This is a genomic window from Streptococcus infantarius subsp. infantarius ATCC BAA-102 (assembly GCF_000154985.1).
Classification (GTDB): Bacteria; Bacillota; Bacilli; order Lactobacillales; family Streptococcaceae; genus Streptococcus; species Streptococcus infantarius.
Genome location: NZ_DS572694.1, coordinates 244799 through 259276, shown reverse-complemented (window position 1 = coordinate 259276; position 14478 = coordinate 244799). Strand labels below are relative to the sequence as shown.

The following is a 14478-nucleotide window of genomic DNA, read 5'->3' as shown; positions in this document are numbered from 1 at the left end:
AAGTTGAACAGGGTTCAATCTTTAGAGCGAGTGCCGGTTGGTGAGAAGGGTGCAAGATTGGCTGATTCAATACTACTTCCTTTGCTTTTTATGCAAACATAAAACGGTAGCTACGATATAGCTGATTTGAGGTTTACGACTCTTTTTTGTCGTAGATAAATGAAGGTGGAACCACGTTACGACGTCCTTTCGGGACGTCGTTTTTCTTTTATCTCGGGAAAAAAATCTTGTAAACTCATCACATTCCTTTTACCCGGTTCCCAAAAAGGAATGTTCAACAATGTTAATCTTTTAAAGGAGAATAGTATGGTTAAAATTACTTTTCCAGATGGCGCTGTGCGCGAATTTGAATCTGGTGTAACAACTTTTGAAATTGCTCAAAGTATCAGTAATTCACTAGCTAAAAAAGCTTTGGCTGGTAAATTTAACGGAGAATTGATTGATACCACTCGTGCAATCACTGAAGATGGTAGCATTGAAGTCGTAACACCTGATCACGAAGATGCTCTAGGTATCTTACGTCACTCAGCAGCTCACCTATTTGCTCAAGCAGCAAAACGTCTTTTCCCAGACCTTTGCCTTGGTGTAGGTCCTGCAATCGAAAATGGTTTCTACTACGATACTGATAACAAATCAGGTCAAATCACTGACGAAGACCTTCCTCGTATCGAAGAAGAAATGAAAAAAATCGTTAAAGAAAACCTTCCATGCGTTCGTAAAGAAATTTCTATCGAAGAAGCGCGTGAATTGTTCAAAAACGATCCTTACAAACTTGAATTGATCGAAGAACATGGTGAAGATGAAGGCGGACTTACTGTTTACACTCAAGGTGAATTTACAGACCTTTGCCGTGGTCCACACGTACCTTCAACTGGTCGTATCCAAGTCTTCCACCTATTGAACGTTGCTGGTGCTTACTGGCGCGGAAATAGCGATAACGCTATGATGCAACGTGTTTACGGTACTGCTTGGTTCGATAAAAAAGACCTTAAAGCTTACCTTAAACAACGTCAAGAAGCTAAAGAACGTGACCACCGTAAACTTGGTAAAGAACTTGATTTGTTCATGATTTCTCAAGAAGTTGGTCAAGGTCTTCCATTCTGGTTACCAGATGGTGCTACAATCCGTCGTACTTTGGAACGTTACATCGTTGATAAAGAAGTTGAATCAGGATACCTTCACGTTTACACTCCACCTTTGGCTTCAGTTGATCTTTACAAAACTTCAGGTCACTGGGATCACTACCGTGAAGACATGTTCCCAACAATGGACATGGGTGATGGTGAAGAATTTGTTCTTCGTCCAATGAACTGTCCACACCACATTCAAGTTTACAAATACCACGTGCACTCATACCGTGAATTGCCAATCCGTATCGCTGAAATCGGTATGATGCACCGTTACGAAAAATCTGGTGCTTTGTCAGGTCTTCAACGTGTTCGTGAAATGTCACTTAACGATGGTCACTTGTTCGTAACTCCTGAACAAATCCAAGAAGAATTCCAAAAAGCTCTTCAATTGATTATCGACGTTTACGAAGATTTCAACTTGACTGAATACCGTTTCCGTCTATCACTTCGTGACCCTAAAGATACTCACAAATACTATGATGACGATGAAATGTGGGAAAATGCACAATCAATGTTGAAAGCTGCATTGGATGAAATGGGCGTTGAATACTTCGAAGCTGAAGGTGAAGCTGCCTTCTACGGTCCAAAACTTGATATCCAAGTGAAAACTGCTCTTGGTAACGAAGAAACATTGTCAACAATCCAACTTGACTTCCTTCTTCCAGAACGCTTTGGTTTGACATACATCGGTGCTGATGGTGAAGAACACCGTCCAGTTATGATTCACCGTGGTGTTATCTCAACAATGGAACGCTTCACAGCTATCTTGATTGAAAACTACAAAGGTGCATTCCCAACATGGCTTGCTCCTCACCAAGTAACTGTTATCCCAGTTTCTAACGAAGCTCACGTTGACTACGCTTGGGAAATTGCTAAAGTTCTTCGCGACAAAGGTGTTCGTGTTGACGTTGACGAACGTAACGAAAAAATGCAACTTAAGATTCGTCAAAGCCAAACTAAGAAAATTCCTTACCAATTAATCGTTGGTGATAAAGAAATGGCTGATAAGACTGTTAACGTTCGTCGTTACGGAAGCAAACAAACTCACACTGAATCAATCGATGAGTTTGTAGAAAATATCCTTGCTGACATCGATCGTAAATCACGTCCAGACGCTGAATAATTCCTTATATTTGCATAATAAATTCGGTAAAAAAGAAGTCCTGCGGGGCTTCTTTTTGTGTCTTTTTAACGGATGATTTTTCCAGATTTGCAAAAAACTAAGAATGCTAAAATGAAATGTTAAAATAAAGAAAGCGTTCGCAAAAAAGGAGGAGTTAAAATATGCGAAACTTTAAGCAACATTTTTTGTCGCTTGGCTTTGGTCTTTTAATAGCATTAGCTACGCTTTTGTCTCATTTAGGACCTGGTCCAGTGATTGTTAAAGCCGATTCTTCGGTAGCTTGGAATTTTAGTGATTCTTCATTTAAAGATTTGGGTCAGCTAAAGTCTGAAAAAAAGATTGATGGGTTGACTTTATTAGCAAATGAAGAGTCATCATTGTCCATTAAAGCAGAAGAAGCTAATGTTTCAGAAAGTAATTATACATCTGCATTGCAGTTAAATGCTACAGGTAGTAAGGATAAAGCTTCGTTGAAATTTTCAGTATCAGATAACGATGTGATTAAAGTCGTTTTGAAAAGTACTTCACAGACTAATGAGGGGCATCTCGTTTTAGCTGATAGCCAAGGTCAAGACCTAACCAATCTGACTGCAGGTGTGCAAGCCAGTGAAGTAACTTACACTTATTCAGGTGAAGCTGGTTAGCTTTATTTATATGCTAAAGATGCTGACCTTGATTTATTTAGTATTCAGGTGGAATCAACGTCATCTGATGATGCCGTTTCAGAAAGCCAATCAGGTGATGTTACTAGCAATTCAAGTGAGACAACTGAAGTTGATTTGTCCCAAACAGAAAGTGCTGATGAAAGCTTAATCTCCTCTTCATTAGCAGCTTCAAATGGCGTGATAGTCTCAACTTATAACAATCTTCGCTCTGCTATTTCAAAAGTTGAAAAAGCTGGTGGCGGAAAGGTTTATGTGAAGGGAAACAAGATTGCTTGTGACGGGCAAATTGCTTTGTCTAAAGCAAATGCTAATGTTCAAATCATCGGTGTGCAAAATGCGGATGGCTCTTACCCAGAGCTTGATTTTTCAAACTTTATGGCAAAATACATCGGTAAAGCTTCATCAGATGCGGCAGCTGGTGTCAGAATTTCTGGCTCAAACTACACTCTTCAAAATCTGATTATTGAGCATGCGCCAGATAACGGTATCCAAATCAAGGGAAAATCTGCTGGTAATAACAAGGTTTCAAATTGTATTGTTAGATATAACAACGATGCTGGTTTGCAAGTAACTGCTGGTGCTTATCGTAATACGATCGAAGCGGTTTACAGCTACCGTAACTGTGATGTCTACACTCGCGGCGGAAATGCTGACGGCTTTGCACCAAAACTCGGTGCAGGTAGCGGCAATACCTTTACTTACTGTTATGCTTGGGATAATTCTGATGATGGTTGGGATTCCTTTGATAAAGTAGGTGATGTGACACCAGATATCACTTACACGAATTGTGCAGTTTGGAATAACGGTAACCCTGATGTCTTTACTGGAAAATATGATTTTGACCACAAAAAAGCTTTAGATGAAAATCTTCATCTGGTTCAACTCATCAAAGCTAAGGATGGCTCATTTGCTTCAAATTACGCAAAAGGGAAATTTGCTTTGCCAACTGGAAACTTCATCAAGACTGACGCTGGTACGATTAGTCTTTCAGCTTGGACTGGCAATTCATTTGACGGTAATCCAAATAGCTTTAAACTTGGTTCTGTCAATTCAAAATCAAGTGTGACACGTAAATTGTCATACTGTCTTGCTTTTGATGAAGCTAAAAAAGGTTTTGATAATAACAACAGTTCCGTTACAGCTTATTTAGACCACTGTGTGGCATTTGATAATGGTTATAACTATTACATTCAACCATTGACCATTAAAGCATGGTCTGCTGTTCAAGGCTTTGCTGGTAAGAGTGGTGATAAATTACCAAGTGGCCGTTCTGTCACAACACCATCATCTGGCAGTCAATCAGCTATTCGCAAGTCAGTTGAAAATACTAAAAATGCGATTATTGCTAATTGCCAAGCTAATAAAATTCCTGGCAAAATTGGATTTAATATTTATTAATCTGGCATAGCATTGTGAAAATCTAAAAAATAGCTCCTCAATCGAGGAGCTATTTTAGTGATAAAAACTTTGTTATGGATGATTATAACAAGTGGTATTCTTTGAGTAATTCTTCGATATAAGTACCGTGCACTTTTTTAAGAGCTTCTTTGAGGACGGCTTTTTCTGCCCAAGGAATATCAATTTCTGTTAGTGATTTTTGGTCATTTAGATAGTAAAGAGCATTGAGTAGCATGCGAACATCAAAGGCGGATGCGAAGACTTCAGGAACACCTCGGTCAACATCAAGTAGTGTGTAGACGGCTTCCATAGCGGTTCTGACAGAGTATTCTGTAGTAAAGACAGTGTCACGAGGTGTTTCAGCATAGTTACCAATAAAGGCTAAGTTTTGACTATCTTTTGGCACTACTAATGGACGGTCATTTAAGCCACGTGGCATGAAGTAAGTAGTGATGTAAGGCATGTGGCAAGGAATAGTTGAAGCAGTATCAGAAATTTCTGCAATTTCAGTTTCAGGGACTCCCATGTGGTAGAGCCATTCTTGGCAAAGTTCTTTACCAGTACATTCATCAGGGCGTTTTGCAATGTAATTTCCCTTACGGTCTGTGTAAAGAGGGTAAAGCCAAACGACCAGTTCATTATCTTTTTGAACTTTGAAATGCGGTTGACGGCTGATAGAATAGCCAAGGAGCCAGTTAGAATCTTTAATGCTTGTTGGACCGCTGGTTACGATTGAGCCACTGTATGGGTCTTTGTGGTTGACGGCTTCGATGTAAGGTGCGATACGTTTGTCCTTGAAAGTGATGGTAGCTGAGATAGTCCAGTTAGCATCTGGAATGTTTTGGCAGAATTTTTCTGGGTGACCAAAGCTTTCATCTTGGGCAGCCAATTTTTGCCAGAGTTCCCAGCTAGCACCTAATTCGTGTTTAACAGGTGCTGGGTGGTCGTTGTCACCATAAGTTGTGCTTTCGGTGATTGAACCATTTGTGACAAAGACCAAATCATTTTCACTTAAAAAGAGTTCTTTTGCTTGACCTGCTTTTGTAAATTCAAGCTTGCTTGCTACTTTTTTATTGCCTTTGCGGTTAACTAAAATATTTGTCACGGTAGTATCATAACTAAAATAAACACCATGTTCAGATAAGTAGTGGACGATTGGTAAAATCAAAGATTCGTATTGGTTGTATTTGGTGAAGCGAAGAGAAGAAAGATTTTTGAGGCAGCCAACGTGCTGAATAAAGCGCATGAGATAGCGGCGCATTTCCATGGCACTTGACCAAGGTTCAAAGGCAAACATTGTACACCAGTAGAGCCAGAAATTAGAATTGAAAAATTCGTCATCAAAAACTTGGTCGATTTGAACATTTTCCAGTTTGCTTTCAGGCATCAAAATCAAATCAATCATTTCCTTGATAGCTTTTTCAGAAAGGGTTAGTTGACCATCGTTAGGAAGAGCTTTACCACGATTGCAAATGATACGCGTCTTGGCATAACAAGGGTCTTCTTTGTTGAGCCAGTAGAATTCATCCAAGATTGAATGGTCTGGATTTTCAAGGGAAGGAATGGAGCGGAATAAGTCCCAGAGCACTTCAAAGTGAGGTTCCATTTCACGACCGCCACGAATAATATAGCCTAAGCGATCGTTTTTGATACCGTCCATGCTACCACCGGGAAGGCTCAATTCTTCTAGAATATGAATGTGATCGCCAGGCATTTGGGCATCACGGACAAGAAAGACTGCTGTAGAAAGAGCTGCTAAGCCACTTCCGACAATATAGGCTGATTTGTCATCGACGTTTTCAGGTTTTTTAGGACGAGCAAATGCTTCATAATTACCATTTGAATAATACATACATGTCAACTCCTTTGTTAAAATTACTTTTATTAAAACGCTTTCTTTGAGAAAATAAAATAGACAGGAAATCTTTCCTGTCTAAATTTTTGACACTTAGCTGACTTTGTCTAGTGATTCAAAAGTTGATAAATACGCTTGGCTAAGGTATCAGGATTTTCTTGCAATCCTGAATCAATCCAATCAAGGATAAAACCAACCAAGCCATATTTGCAAAAATGAACCCTAAAATCAAGTTCGCTGGCACTTAAGTCAGGATTTTTGGCTTTTAGTACTGGTTTGATTAAGTCATAAGCTCGGTCATATAAAAAATGCTCCAAATAATTACGATTGATAGAATAATAGGTGTTGCAGACAAACGCTTTGTTGGCTAAAATGTATTGAAAAATCGCAAGCATGCCTTTTTCCCAAGAATCGTCTGTTCGGTTATCACCAATCATTTGCTCACCATCTGAAATATATATCTTTTCAAGCAGGTCATACAAATCATTGAAATGATAGTAAAAGGTTTGACGATTGACATGCATGCGCTGAACCAACTCTGTCACAGTTACTTTGTCAAAGGATTTTTCCTGCATAATGTCTTTTAAAGTGCGGGCAAAGGCCTCTTCAGTTAATGTCTTCATAAATTCCCCTTCATCTATAACTATTTTATCATAAGCCCCTTTAAAAAAGGTGTTAGTGCTGTAATGTGCTATAATTGACCTATGAAAATCGGAGATAAAGACTTTTTCTACTTTTGGGAAAATAGCAAAGCTGCAAGCACAAGTGACAAAGCACGACTTGTATTACAAGAATTAATGGACATCTTAGAAATGCCAGAAGAATTATCTGGCGAGATTGCCCAGACTCGTAAGCTTTTAAATCAATTTTCGGATAACCTTTCGCCAAATCACCTTTTTTGGAGTGAGTTAGCAAGACTAGTTCAAGTAGCTTACCCAGGAGAGAGCATGACTGAGGATAATTTATTATCGCACCAAGTTCATCAATTTCGCTATGTGATTTCAGCCTACCAAGCTCAGTGGATCAGAGAAGAATTTCCTGCTAAGTCAGATTGGCAATCGATGTTAGCTTACTTAAAAGATAAAAAAGAGCGACGGTTTTGGCGGAGGCGATTTGATTTTGATTTGACAGAATCAGCTAGGCTCCATAATAAAGCACCTAAACATGTCATTTTAGGATTTGAGCTGCCAATTAATCTAAAAATTTTGCTGGCTTTTCACACAGAATTTATCTTAGATAGTAGGGGGCATTTTGCTAATGAAATCGATCCGCAAGGTCAGACTCATAATGGTATTATTAACGGAGCTAGTTTTAACTACGCCAATCATAACGACCAGAGACACTATGAACTTGACGTTGCAGCGATAAAACGTCATGACCCATTTTTTCGTAAGCGCATTTTAGCCAATCAAGGCAATACTTTTCTAGCCCCGCTCTGGATTAAGCATCGTCGTCATATGGATTGGGAGCGCAGCTATTTTAATAAAAAAGGCCACTACGCCAGACAAGGGCGTAGCAGCTATCAAATGGTAAAACAATTGATTCAAAGATTTCGAAAAGATTTACACAACTGTTCGTAGCTTAATCTGCGAACAGTTTTTGAATAACCAAACGGCATTTCGAAAGAGCGCTTGGGATATTTTCAAATAAGAAAGTCAAGCTTCTCATCACGGTTACTTCAGCAAGAGCAAAAATGAGGCAAAGCACCATGCTTTCATTGCTGAATTCATTTAGCATGAATAGTGAGCGTAGCGATGGAATAAGACTACAAATAATGAAACCAGCAAAGCAAGTGATAAAAATAGAAATCTTATACTTGTTGAGAGGTCTTGAAACATTTCTCAAAATCAAGAAACCGACAACAGCAAGTAGATAAGTACTAGCAATACCAATATTGCTTTGCGAAATGTCAAACAATTGACCGAATACAACCAAGCAAGCAATGGCTGAAAATGAAGTGAGCGAAGCTGGAAGAGCTGTCAGAATAGTTTCTTTTAGGAAGTTCTGATTTTTCTTGACAGTGTTTGTTTCTAATGACAGTAAGAATGCTGGAATCCCGATATTGAACATTGAAATGAGAGAGACTTGAGTAGGAGCAAGGGGATAAGTAAAAATCGTAATGATTGAAAAGATAGCTAGCAACATTGAAAAGATATTCTTGTATAAGAATAAGGTTGCTGAACGAGTGATGTTATTAATAATTTGGCGACCTTGAGAGACAATATCTTTCATTCTTGAAAAATCTGAATCAAGCAAGACCACCTGGGCTGCTTGACGAGCTGCTTCGCTACCACTTCCCATTGCAATTGAGCAATCAGCTTCTTTCATCGCTAAAATATCATTGATACCGTCTCCAGTCATTGCGACTTTGTATTTGTTCTTTTTGAAGGCAAGCACCAAATCTTTCTTTTGTTCGGGAGTCACTCGCCCAAAAATGGTATGACTTAGCGCAGCTTTTTCAATGTCTTCCTTAGTTTTTAAAGTACTGGCATCGATGTAGTTTTCTGAATCTAAAATTCCTGCTTGGTTAGGAATTCTTGAAACGGTTAGAGGGTTATCACCAGAGATGACTTTAATGGCAACGTCGTTTTCATTGAAGAATGAAAAAATTTCTTTAGCATTTGCTCGAATATCATTTTTTATAGCTACAAATAGAAGTGGTACAGCATGATCTTTGGTCATTTCAACTAAAGCTAAGATGCGTTTACCGTCTGAAGCATATTGAGTGAGTTTGGTTTGATTGACTTCTAGCATGTCCTGGTTTAGTAAGATATCTGGAGCTCCTAAACGATAAGTGGCATTTTCTGTTTTGATTTGAGAATATTTGACTTTGGATGAGAATGGGGTCGCTTCAGCATTTTTAAAAGCTTCTTTCGAGGTGAAATATTCTCGCAAAGCCAACATTGTAATATTAGAATCAGGGATAGTATTGATGTATTTAGAAAGAATTTCTTGGTTAATGGTTAAATCTTTTCGTGCGACATGCTCAGGTAAGATAAGGTCTGTTACGGTCATTTTATTGGCTGTGATGGTTCCTGTCTTATCCACGCATAAAATGTCAACACGAGCTAAAGATTCAATACTTTTCATATCGTGTAACAGAACTTTTTTTCTAGCCAATTTCATTGCACTGATGGCAAGAGCAACGGTTATTAATAAATAAAGTCCTTCAGGAATCATACCGATTAGAGCGCCGACTGTTGACACGATACTGTCACTAAATGTTTTGTGATTTAAAAACAGTGATTGGCTAAATAAGGTAATACCAATGGGGATAATGATAATTCCGGCAAATTTGATGATGCCTTCGATAGCGCGAATCATATCTGTTTTTTTGTGTTTAACTTCTTTAGCTTTTTGTGTTAGTTTGGCGGCATATGAATCGTTTCCGACTGCGGTTAGTTTTGCGAGGCATTTTCCTGAGATAATAGAACTACCTGATTTTAAATCGCTACCGATGACTTTTTCGATTTCATCTTCTTCACCTGTTAGAAGAGATTCGTTGACAGATACTTTCCCATCGACTAAAGTGGCATCGGCAGGAATTTGTCTTCCTTCATCTAGTAAAATGATGTCATCAAGCACCAATTCATCAATAGGGACAGATTGGTATTTTCCATCTCTGATAACTTGGTAGGATGATTTTGAAATGACATTCAGCTGGTCTAATACTTTTTTAGAGCGCAGTTGTTGAGCGATTCCGATGATAATGTTAATGATAATAACAGGTAAAAAAGTTAAACTTTTAAAAGAACCAGCGATAATCAATAATAAGCTGATAATGGCAAAGATTAAATTGAAGTAGGTGAAAATATTTTGGCGAATGATAGAGCTTGTTGTTGCCGCATTTTCGTCGACCATTTTATTATTTTGACCATTTTTTAGACGTTCTTCAACCTCTTTGCTTGATAAGCCAGAAATCTTATTTGCTATCATTTTTTCATCCATTTTTGCTATCTCCTGAAATCTAATACTAAAAAATCTAATAATTCTTACTAGGTCAGGGTAATTCTATTTTACTTTTTCAGGGAAATCAAGGAAAAACAGGGACTCAAATTGTAAGATTTTTGTGGCAAGTTTAGCTAGCTTTGGAGCTTTTGAGAGGAATTATGGTATGATGAAGGTAAGAAATTAAGCAAGTCGAGGTGTTCTATGGCAAAGGTTTATGTAGCAGATGATGAGAAGAATATTCGTGATTTGATTGCCTCATTTTTACGCGATCAAGGCTTAGAAGTTGAAGTCTTTGAAACGGGTGATCAGTTGCTTTTACGTTTTATGGAAGAAGAAGCGGATGTGGTTGTTCTTGATGTCATGATGCCAGGAACAAGTGGTATTAATATTGCGGCTATGTTGCGTAAACGCTCTGAGGTGCCGATTATTCTTTTAACTGCGCGTGATAGTGATGATGATTTTGTGAAGGGATTTTCAGCTGGGGTTGATGATTATTTTACCAAACCATTTTCACCCTTGAAATTGAGTTTGCGTGTCAGAGCCATTTTGGCACGTCAACCAGTAGCTAAAGAAGCTACAAATGAAGAGGCTAAACCTCTTGCTTATGAAGGTTTGGAGCTTTCAGATAAGGACCGCTCTGCAACTTATCAAGGAAAACACATCAAGCTGACCAATACAGAATTCGAGCTATTGAAAGTTTTGTTGTCACATAGCGAGGAGGCAATATCGCGTGATGACCTTTTGAGTCAAGTATGGGGCTATGAAAGTGACGTCGAGACACGTGTGACAGATGATACCATCAAACGCCTGCGCAAAAAATTGAGAGGGGTTGAGAGTCATGTCCTTATTGAAACGGTTTGGGGCTATGGGTTCAAGCTCACGAAAAAAGACTAAAAAAGACAGTCACTTAAAGAAGAAAAGGTGGCAATCGCGTTTTCGAACGACCTTATTTTTGCAGCCACTGACGATTTTGATTACTTCCTTTGCTATTATTTTGCTTGTCTTTAATGTGCTATTAAAGTTGTTTCTGGCTGAAGAAGCTTTTACAGCGATTCAAAATCAATACGATACTTTAGATGCACTGTATGTCGGTGAGGATTTGCCAAAAATTTCAGATGGTAACATCTTTGAAACTACTTATGCCATCGTTGATGAAAAGTTTGACATCAAATATATTTCAGCATCAACCTATGATCTATCTGAAAAGCAAATTTCTGAGAAAGTCGTTGATTACTTTTCAGATAACAAGTCGATTGATTGGTTTGATGATGAATTTGATAATAGTTCGCAGCATTTTAAAAAGGTCAAGGTCTATGATTCGACTTATATGGTTAAGATGCAAGAATATCCTGGTACCTTTTCAGAAAGTTATATCAAGCAAGATAGTGATGACAGTAAGTCGCAAAACTATTATGTCTTTGTCTTTGCTAATGTCACTCCGATTGCGGACTTTGAAACCTATATCAATTACCTTCTGCTTTCGCTGATGGTGATTGTTGGTTTGATTGCTATCATAACCATCTTCTTAACCTCACGGAAATTAGATAAGCATTTTGGGGCTTTGAAATCTTACATTTTACGCGTCGGTAACCGTGAAGGTGATTTGCAGCCAGAAAATTTTGCTTACCGTGAATTTAACGAAGTTGGTCAGACTGTTGAGAAGATGAATGACATGATTGATGCTAACCAGCGCAGTCAGCAACTCTTTTTTCAAAATTCTTCTCACGAGCTGCGCACTCCGCTCATGTCCATTCAAGGTTATGCAGAGGCTATTAAAGAAGGAGTGGCTGCGGATGACCAAGAAGCTGCTAGTGTGATTTTAGACGAAAGCAGGAAAATGGCAGAGCTGGTTGATGGTATTTTGACTTTGTCCAAAATGGAATCCGCTCAGCAACCTTTGAAACTAGAAAACTTCAATATGGTTGATTTACTTTACGATGTGAGTTGGCACTTAAAAGCTAAAGCAGATGCGCATGGTCTTGTCTTTGAACATCGATTTGCTTCTGACTATCTAGATATTGAAGCTGATGAAAAACTTATCGAGCGAGCTATTGCTAATATCTTATCAAATGCGGTTCGTTACGCTAAAAAGATAGTTAGCATTTCTTGTGAATTGTTAGAAAATCAAATGCTTGAAATTCGCTTATCAAATGATGGAAAAGCTATTTCTGATAAGGATAAAGCTCATCTTTTTGAACGCTTTTATAAAGGTGAGGGAGGCCATTTTGGTATTGGACTTGCCATCACTAAGGAAATCATTGACCGCCATCACGGTGAGATTCAAGTGACTTCAGATGACCAAGAAACATGTTTTATCATTAGACTTCCACTGCGACAATATTAGAGAAATCCCCATTTAGATTAAGTATCTAGATGGGTGTTTTTCTTTTCTTACACTTTTGTAAGCGGGAGATTCCTTAAAATAAGATAAACTAAATTGAGGCCAAAACTTGCCACACTTTTGCCACAGCTTTTCGAAACTTTATCCAAGCTTTCTCAAGTAATCTTCGTTATAATATGGATACAATATTGAAGCGAGGAAAAGATGAAAGGAATTAAGAAGTATTGGGCTATTCTTGTCTTACTTGGTTCACTTGCTTTGGGGCTTTTAGGAACTTATGCTTATCATCAATTTGGCTATAAGTTAACGACAAATGATATCAAACAAATTGCTTACCAAAACGCAGGAATTAAGAGTAAGGATATAAAATCACAAGAATTCGTAAAAAGTAGAACTGGTTTAGCAGCAACTTATGTGGTTAAACTAGAAACAAATTCAAAATCATATGCCTATACTATCAATGCTTCTTCAGGTTCTATCATCGAACGACACTACAAGAAAAAATAAGCCTTGGCTTGGTCTTGGTAAAGAATGAAATGAAAGAGGAATTCAATCTTATTGCTGAATTGAATGTAATATCAGAATGAAAAAGAAGATTATGTATATATTGCTATTAATCGTTTTACCACTTGCTTTGATTAGTTACCTATTAGAAGTATTTGGGTTAAAACTCATCAGTTGGCGACGATAAGACTACGACAATTAAGGGAGGGGCTGCGATGACAGAAACAGGATCACAGAGAAAATACATTCAGATTTTAACTGGAATTGGATTTATTATCTCCATTGCTTTGTTTATTTTCTTCAAACAGCACCCAGCTTACTTCCAAGTTGGCGGGCTTTTCCAAAGTTATTTAGGAAATCTTGGCCTCTTTGCACCGCTGATTTTTATGGCTTTGCAAGTGGTTCAGGTAATTTATCCAATTGTTCCTGGTGGGATGACCAGTGTGATCGGTTATATTGCTTTTGGTCCGATTTGGGGATTCGTTTATAACTTCACCGGTATCTTTATTGGTTCTCTTATCGCCTTTGCTTTAGCGAGACGTTACGGAGAAACATTTGTGAAGGCTTTTGTTTCCCAAGAGACTTACGATAAGTATATTGGTTATTTGGATAAGAATAACGGGAAATCTTATGCGATGATTCTTGGAGCTGCTTTTGCTCTACCTGGTTTCCCAGATGACTTTCTTTGCATGGTTTCTGGGCTATCGAAAATGTCGTTTAAGAAATTCGTTACGATTTTCCTGATTACAAAACCTGTCACACTCTATCTCTATACGATTATTGGTTACAAAGGACTTAGCTATTTGCTTACTTTATTCCAATAAAAGAGCTCCAGCTTTAAAGCTGGAGCTTTTTGTTATTTTATTCGGCTGCTTTTTCCCATTTTTTAGCTAAGCGACGAGAAATCGTTGAAATACTAAAGTTAATCACAAAGTAAATGGCAGCGATAAGAGCATAAAGGGTAAAGACTTGACTGGCTTCGAAATAGCGTCCCATCAAGATTTGACTTTTACCGAATAATTCTTGAATAGCGATAACAGAGTAAAGAAGTGAAGTATCTTTAATAACTGTTACAAATTGTGAAATGATAGCTGGCAACATTTTACGAAAAGCTTGTGGGAAGACAATGTAGATAAAAATCTGGAAGTTTGTCATTCCTTGAGCTAGACCAGCTTCTGTTTGTCCATGGTCAACACCATTTAAACCACCACGAATGATTTCTGCAAGAGCAGCAGAGGTAAAGACAGTGAAGGCTGTGATACCAGCAGGTGTTGACTTCATTTGGAAAACAAGAAAAATAATGAATATCCAAAGCAAGTTTGGTACATTGCGGACAAATTCAATATAGATACTTGAAATCAAATGAAGTACAGGATTTTTTCCATTTCGCATGACGGCAAGAACCGTTCCAATAAGCGTTGAGAGTACAATGGAAATAAATGAAATATAAATGGTTAGCCACAATCCTTGGAGGATGAAGCTAAGGTTGGTCGGTGTTAATACTGACATTT

The 14478-nt window shown here is 38.1% G+C and carries 12 protein-coding genes; 8 read left to right on the top strand and 4 right to left on the bottom strand.

All coding sequences use genetic code 11. From position 1 onward, the window contains the following. Positions 1–306 precede the first annotated feature (306 nt). The 3 genes from thrS to STRINF_RS08840 all read left to right on the top strand — a co-directional run bounded on the left by thrS (position 307) and on the right by STRINF_RS08840 (position 4316). On the top strand, positions 307–2253 hold the full coding sequence (gene thrS / locus STRINF_RS08845; RefSeq protein ID WP_043878446.1) for a threonine--tRNA ligase: 1947 nt from the start codon (positions 307–309) through the stop codon (positions 2251–2253). 161 nt (positions 2254–2414) lie between these two features. Further along, a complete protein-coding gene (locus tag STRINF_RS10685; protein ID WP_006532776.1) occupies positions 2415–2897 on the top strand; it encodes a hypothetical protein in 483 nt (160 codons plus the stop codon). A gap of 48 nt (positions 2898–2945) precedes the next feature. After that, positions 2946–4316, top strand: a complete 1371-nt coding sequence (locus tag STRINF_RS08840) for a right-handed parallel beta-helix repeat-containing protein (RefSeq protein WP_006532775.1) — start codon at positions 2946–2948, stop codon at positions 4314–4316. A gap of 82 nt (positions 4317–4398) precedes the next feature. Here the strand turns inward: STRINF_RS08840 and STRINF_RS08835 are convergent, their stop codons facing one another. After that, the gene (locus STRINF_RS08835) at positions 4399–6168 is read right to left on the bottom strand and encodes an oleate hydratase (RefSeq protein ID WP_006532774.1); all 1770 of its coding nucleotides are present in this window, start codon (positions 6166–6168) and stop codon (positions 4399–4401) included. Positions 6169–6278: 110 nt separating this feature from the next. Further along, positions 6279–6794 carry a TetR/AcrR family transcriptional regulator gene (locus STRINF_RS08830; protein WP_006532773.1) on the bottom strand — a complete coding sequence of 172 codons (516 nt, stop codon included), beginning with the start codon at positions 6792–6794 and terminating at the stop codon, positions 6279–6281. A gap of 81 nt (positions 6795–6875) precedes the next feature. Between STRINF_RS08830 and STRINF_RS08825 the strand changes: the two genes are divergently transcribed. Next, positions 6876–7751 carry a DUF3114 domain-containing protein gene (locus STRINF_RS08825; protein WP_006532772.1) on the top strand — a complete coding sequence of 292 codons (876 nt, stop codon included), beginning with the start codon at positions 6876–6878 and terminating at the stop codon, positions 7749–7751. Between the two features lies 1 nt (position 7752). Here STRINF_RS08825 and STRINF_RS08820 read toward each other — a convergent pair whose 3' ends face one another. Further along, positions 7753–10119 carry an HAD-IC family P-type ATPase gene (locus tag STRINF_RS08820; protein WP_006532771.1) on the bottom strand — a complete coding sequence of 789 codons (2367 nt, stop codon included), beginning with the start codon at positions 10117–10119 and terminating at the stop codon, positions 7753–7755. A gap of 204 nt (positions 10120–10323) precedes the next feature. Between STRINF_RS08820 and STRINF_RS08815 the strand changes: the two genes are divergently transcribed. From STRINF_RS08815 to STRINF_RS08800, 4 genes are all read left to right on the top strand, one after another. Next, on the top strand, positions 10324–11016 hold the full coding sequence (locus STRINF_RS08815) for a response regulator transcription factor (RefSeq protein ID WP_006532770.1): 693 nt from the start codon (positions 10324–10326) through the stop codon (positions 11014–11016). After that, complete coding sequence (locus tag STRINF_RS08810; RefSeq protein WP_006532769.1) at positions 10988–12466, top strand: sensor histidine kinase; 1479 nt, start codon at positions 10988–10990, stop codon at positions 12464–12466. The genes STRINF_RS08815 and STRINF_RS08810 overlap by 29 nt, the downstream gene beginning before the upstream one ends. 201 nt (positions 12467–12667) lie before the next feature. After that, complete coding sequence (locus tag STRINF_RS08805) at positions 12668–12970, top strand: hypothetical protein (protein ID WP_006532768.1); 303 nt, start codon at positions 12668–12670, stop codon at positions 12968–12970. A 212-nt stretch (positions 12971–13182) separates the two neighbouring features. Continuing rightward, positions 13183–13791 carry a TVP38/TMEM64 family protein gene (locus tag STRINF_RS08800; protein WP_006532767.1) on the top strand — a complete coding sequence of 203 codons (609 nt, stop codon included), beginning with the start codon at positions 13183–13185 and terminating at the stop codon, positions 13789–13791. A gap of 37 nt (positions 13792–13828) precedes the next feature. Here the strand turns inward: STRINF_RS08800 and STRINF_RS08795 are convergent, their stop codons facing one another. Then, complete coding sequence (locus STRINF_RS08795; protein ID WP_006532766.1) at positions 13829–14476, bottom strand: amino acid ABC transporter permease; 648 nt, start codon at positions 14474–14476, stop codon at positions 13829–13831. Positions 14477–14478 lie beyond the last annotated feature (2 nt).

Coding starts and splice junctions, on each gene's coding strand:
- thrS (WP_043878446.1), top strand. CDS start 307: ATGGTTAAAATTACTTTTCCAGATGGCGCTGTGCGCGAATTTGAATCT.
- STRINF_RS10685 (WP_006532776.1), top strand. CDS start 2,415: ATGCGAAACTTTAAGCAACATTTTTTGTCGCTTGGCTTTGGTCTTTTA.
- STRINF_RS08835 (WP_006532774.1), bottom strand. CDS start 6,168: ATGTATTATTCAAATGGTAATTATGAAGCATTTGCTCGTCCTAAAAAA.
- STRINF_RS08830 (WP_006532773.1), bottom strand. CDS start 6,794: ATGAAGACATTAACTGAAGAGGCCTTTGCCCGCACTTTAAAAGACATT.
- STRINF_RS08825 (WP_006532772.1), top strand. CDS start 6,876: ATGAAAATCGGAGATAAAGACTTTTTCTACTTTTGGGAAAATAGCAAA.
- STRINF_RS08820 (WP_006532771.1), bottom strand. CDS start 10,119: ATGGATGAAAAAATGATAGCAAATAAGATTTCTGGCTTATCAAGCAAA.
- STRINF_RS08815 (WP_006532770.1), top strand. CDS start 10,324: ATGGCAAAGGTTTATGTAGCAGATGATGAGAAGAATATTCGTGATTTG.
- STRINF_RS08810 (WP_006532769.1), top strand. CDS start 10,988: ATGGGTTCAAGCTCACGAAAAAAGACTAAAAAAGACAGTCACTTAAAG.
- STRINF_RS08805 (WP_006532768.1), top strand. CDS start 12,668: ATGAAAGGAATTAAGAAGTATTGGGCTATTCTTGTCTTACTTGGTTCA.
- STRINF_RS08800 (WP_006532767.1), top strand. CDS start 13,183: ATGACAGAAACAGGATCACAGAGAAAATACATTCAGATTTTAACTGGA.
- STRINF_RS08795 (WP_006532766.1), bottom strand. CDS start 14,476: ATGTCAGTATTAACACCGACCAACCTTAGCTTCATCCTCCAAGGATTG.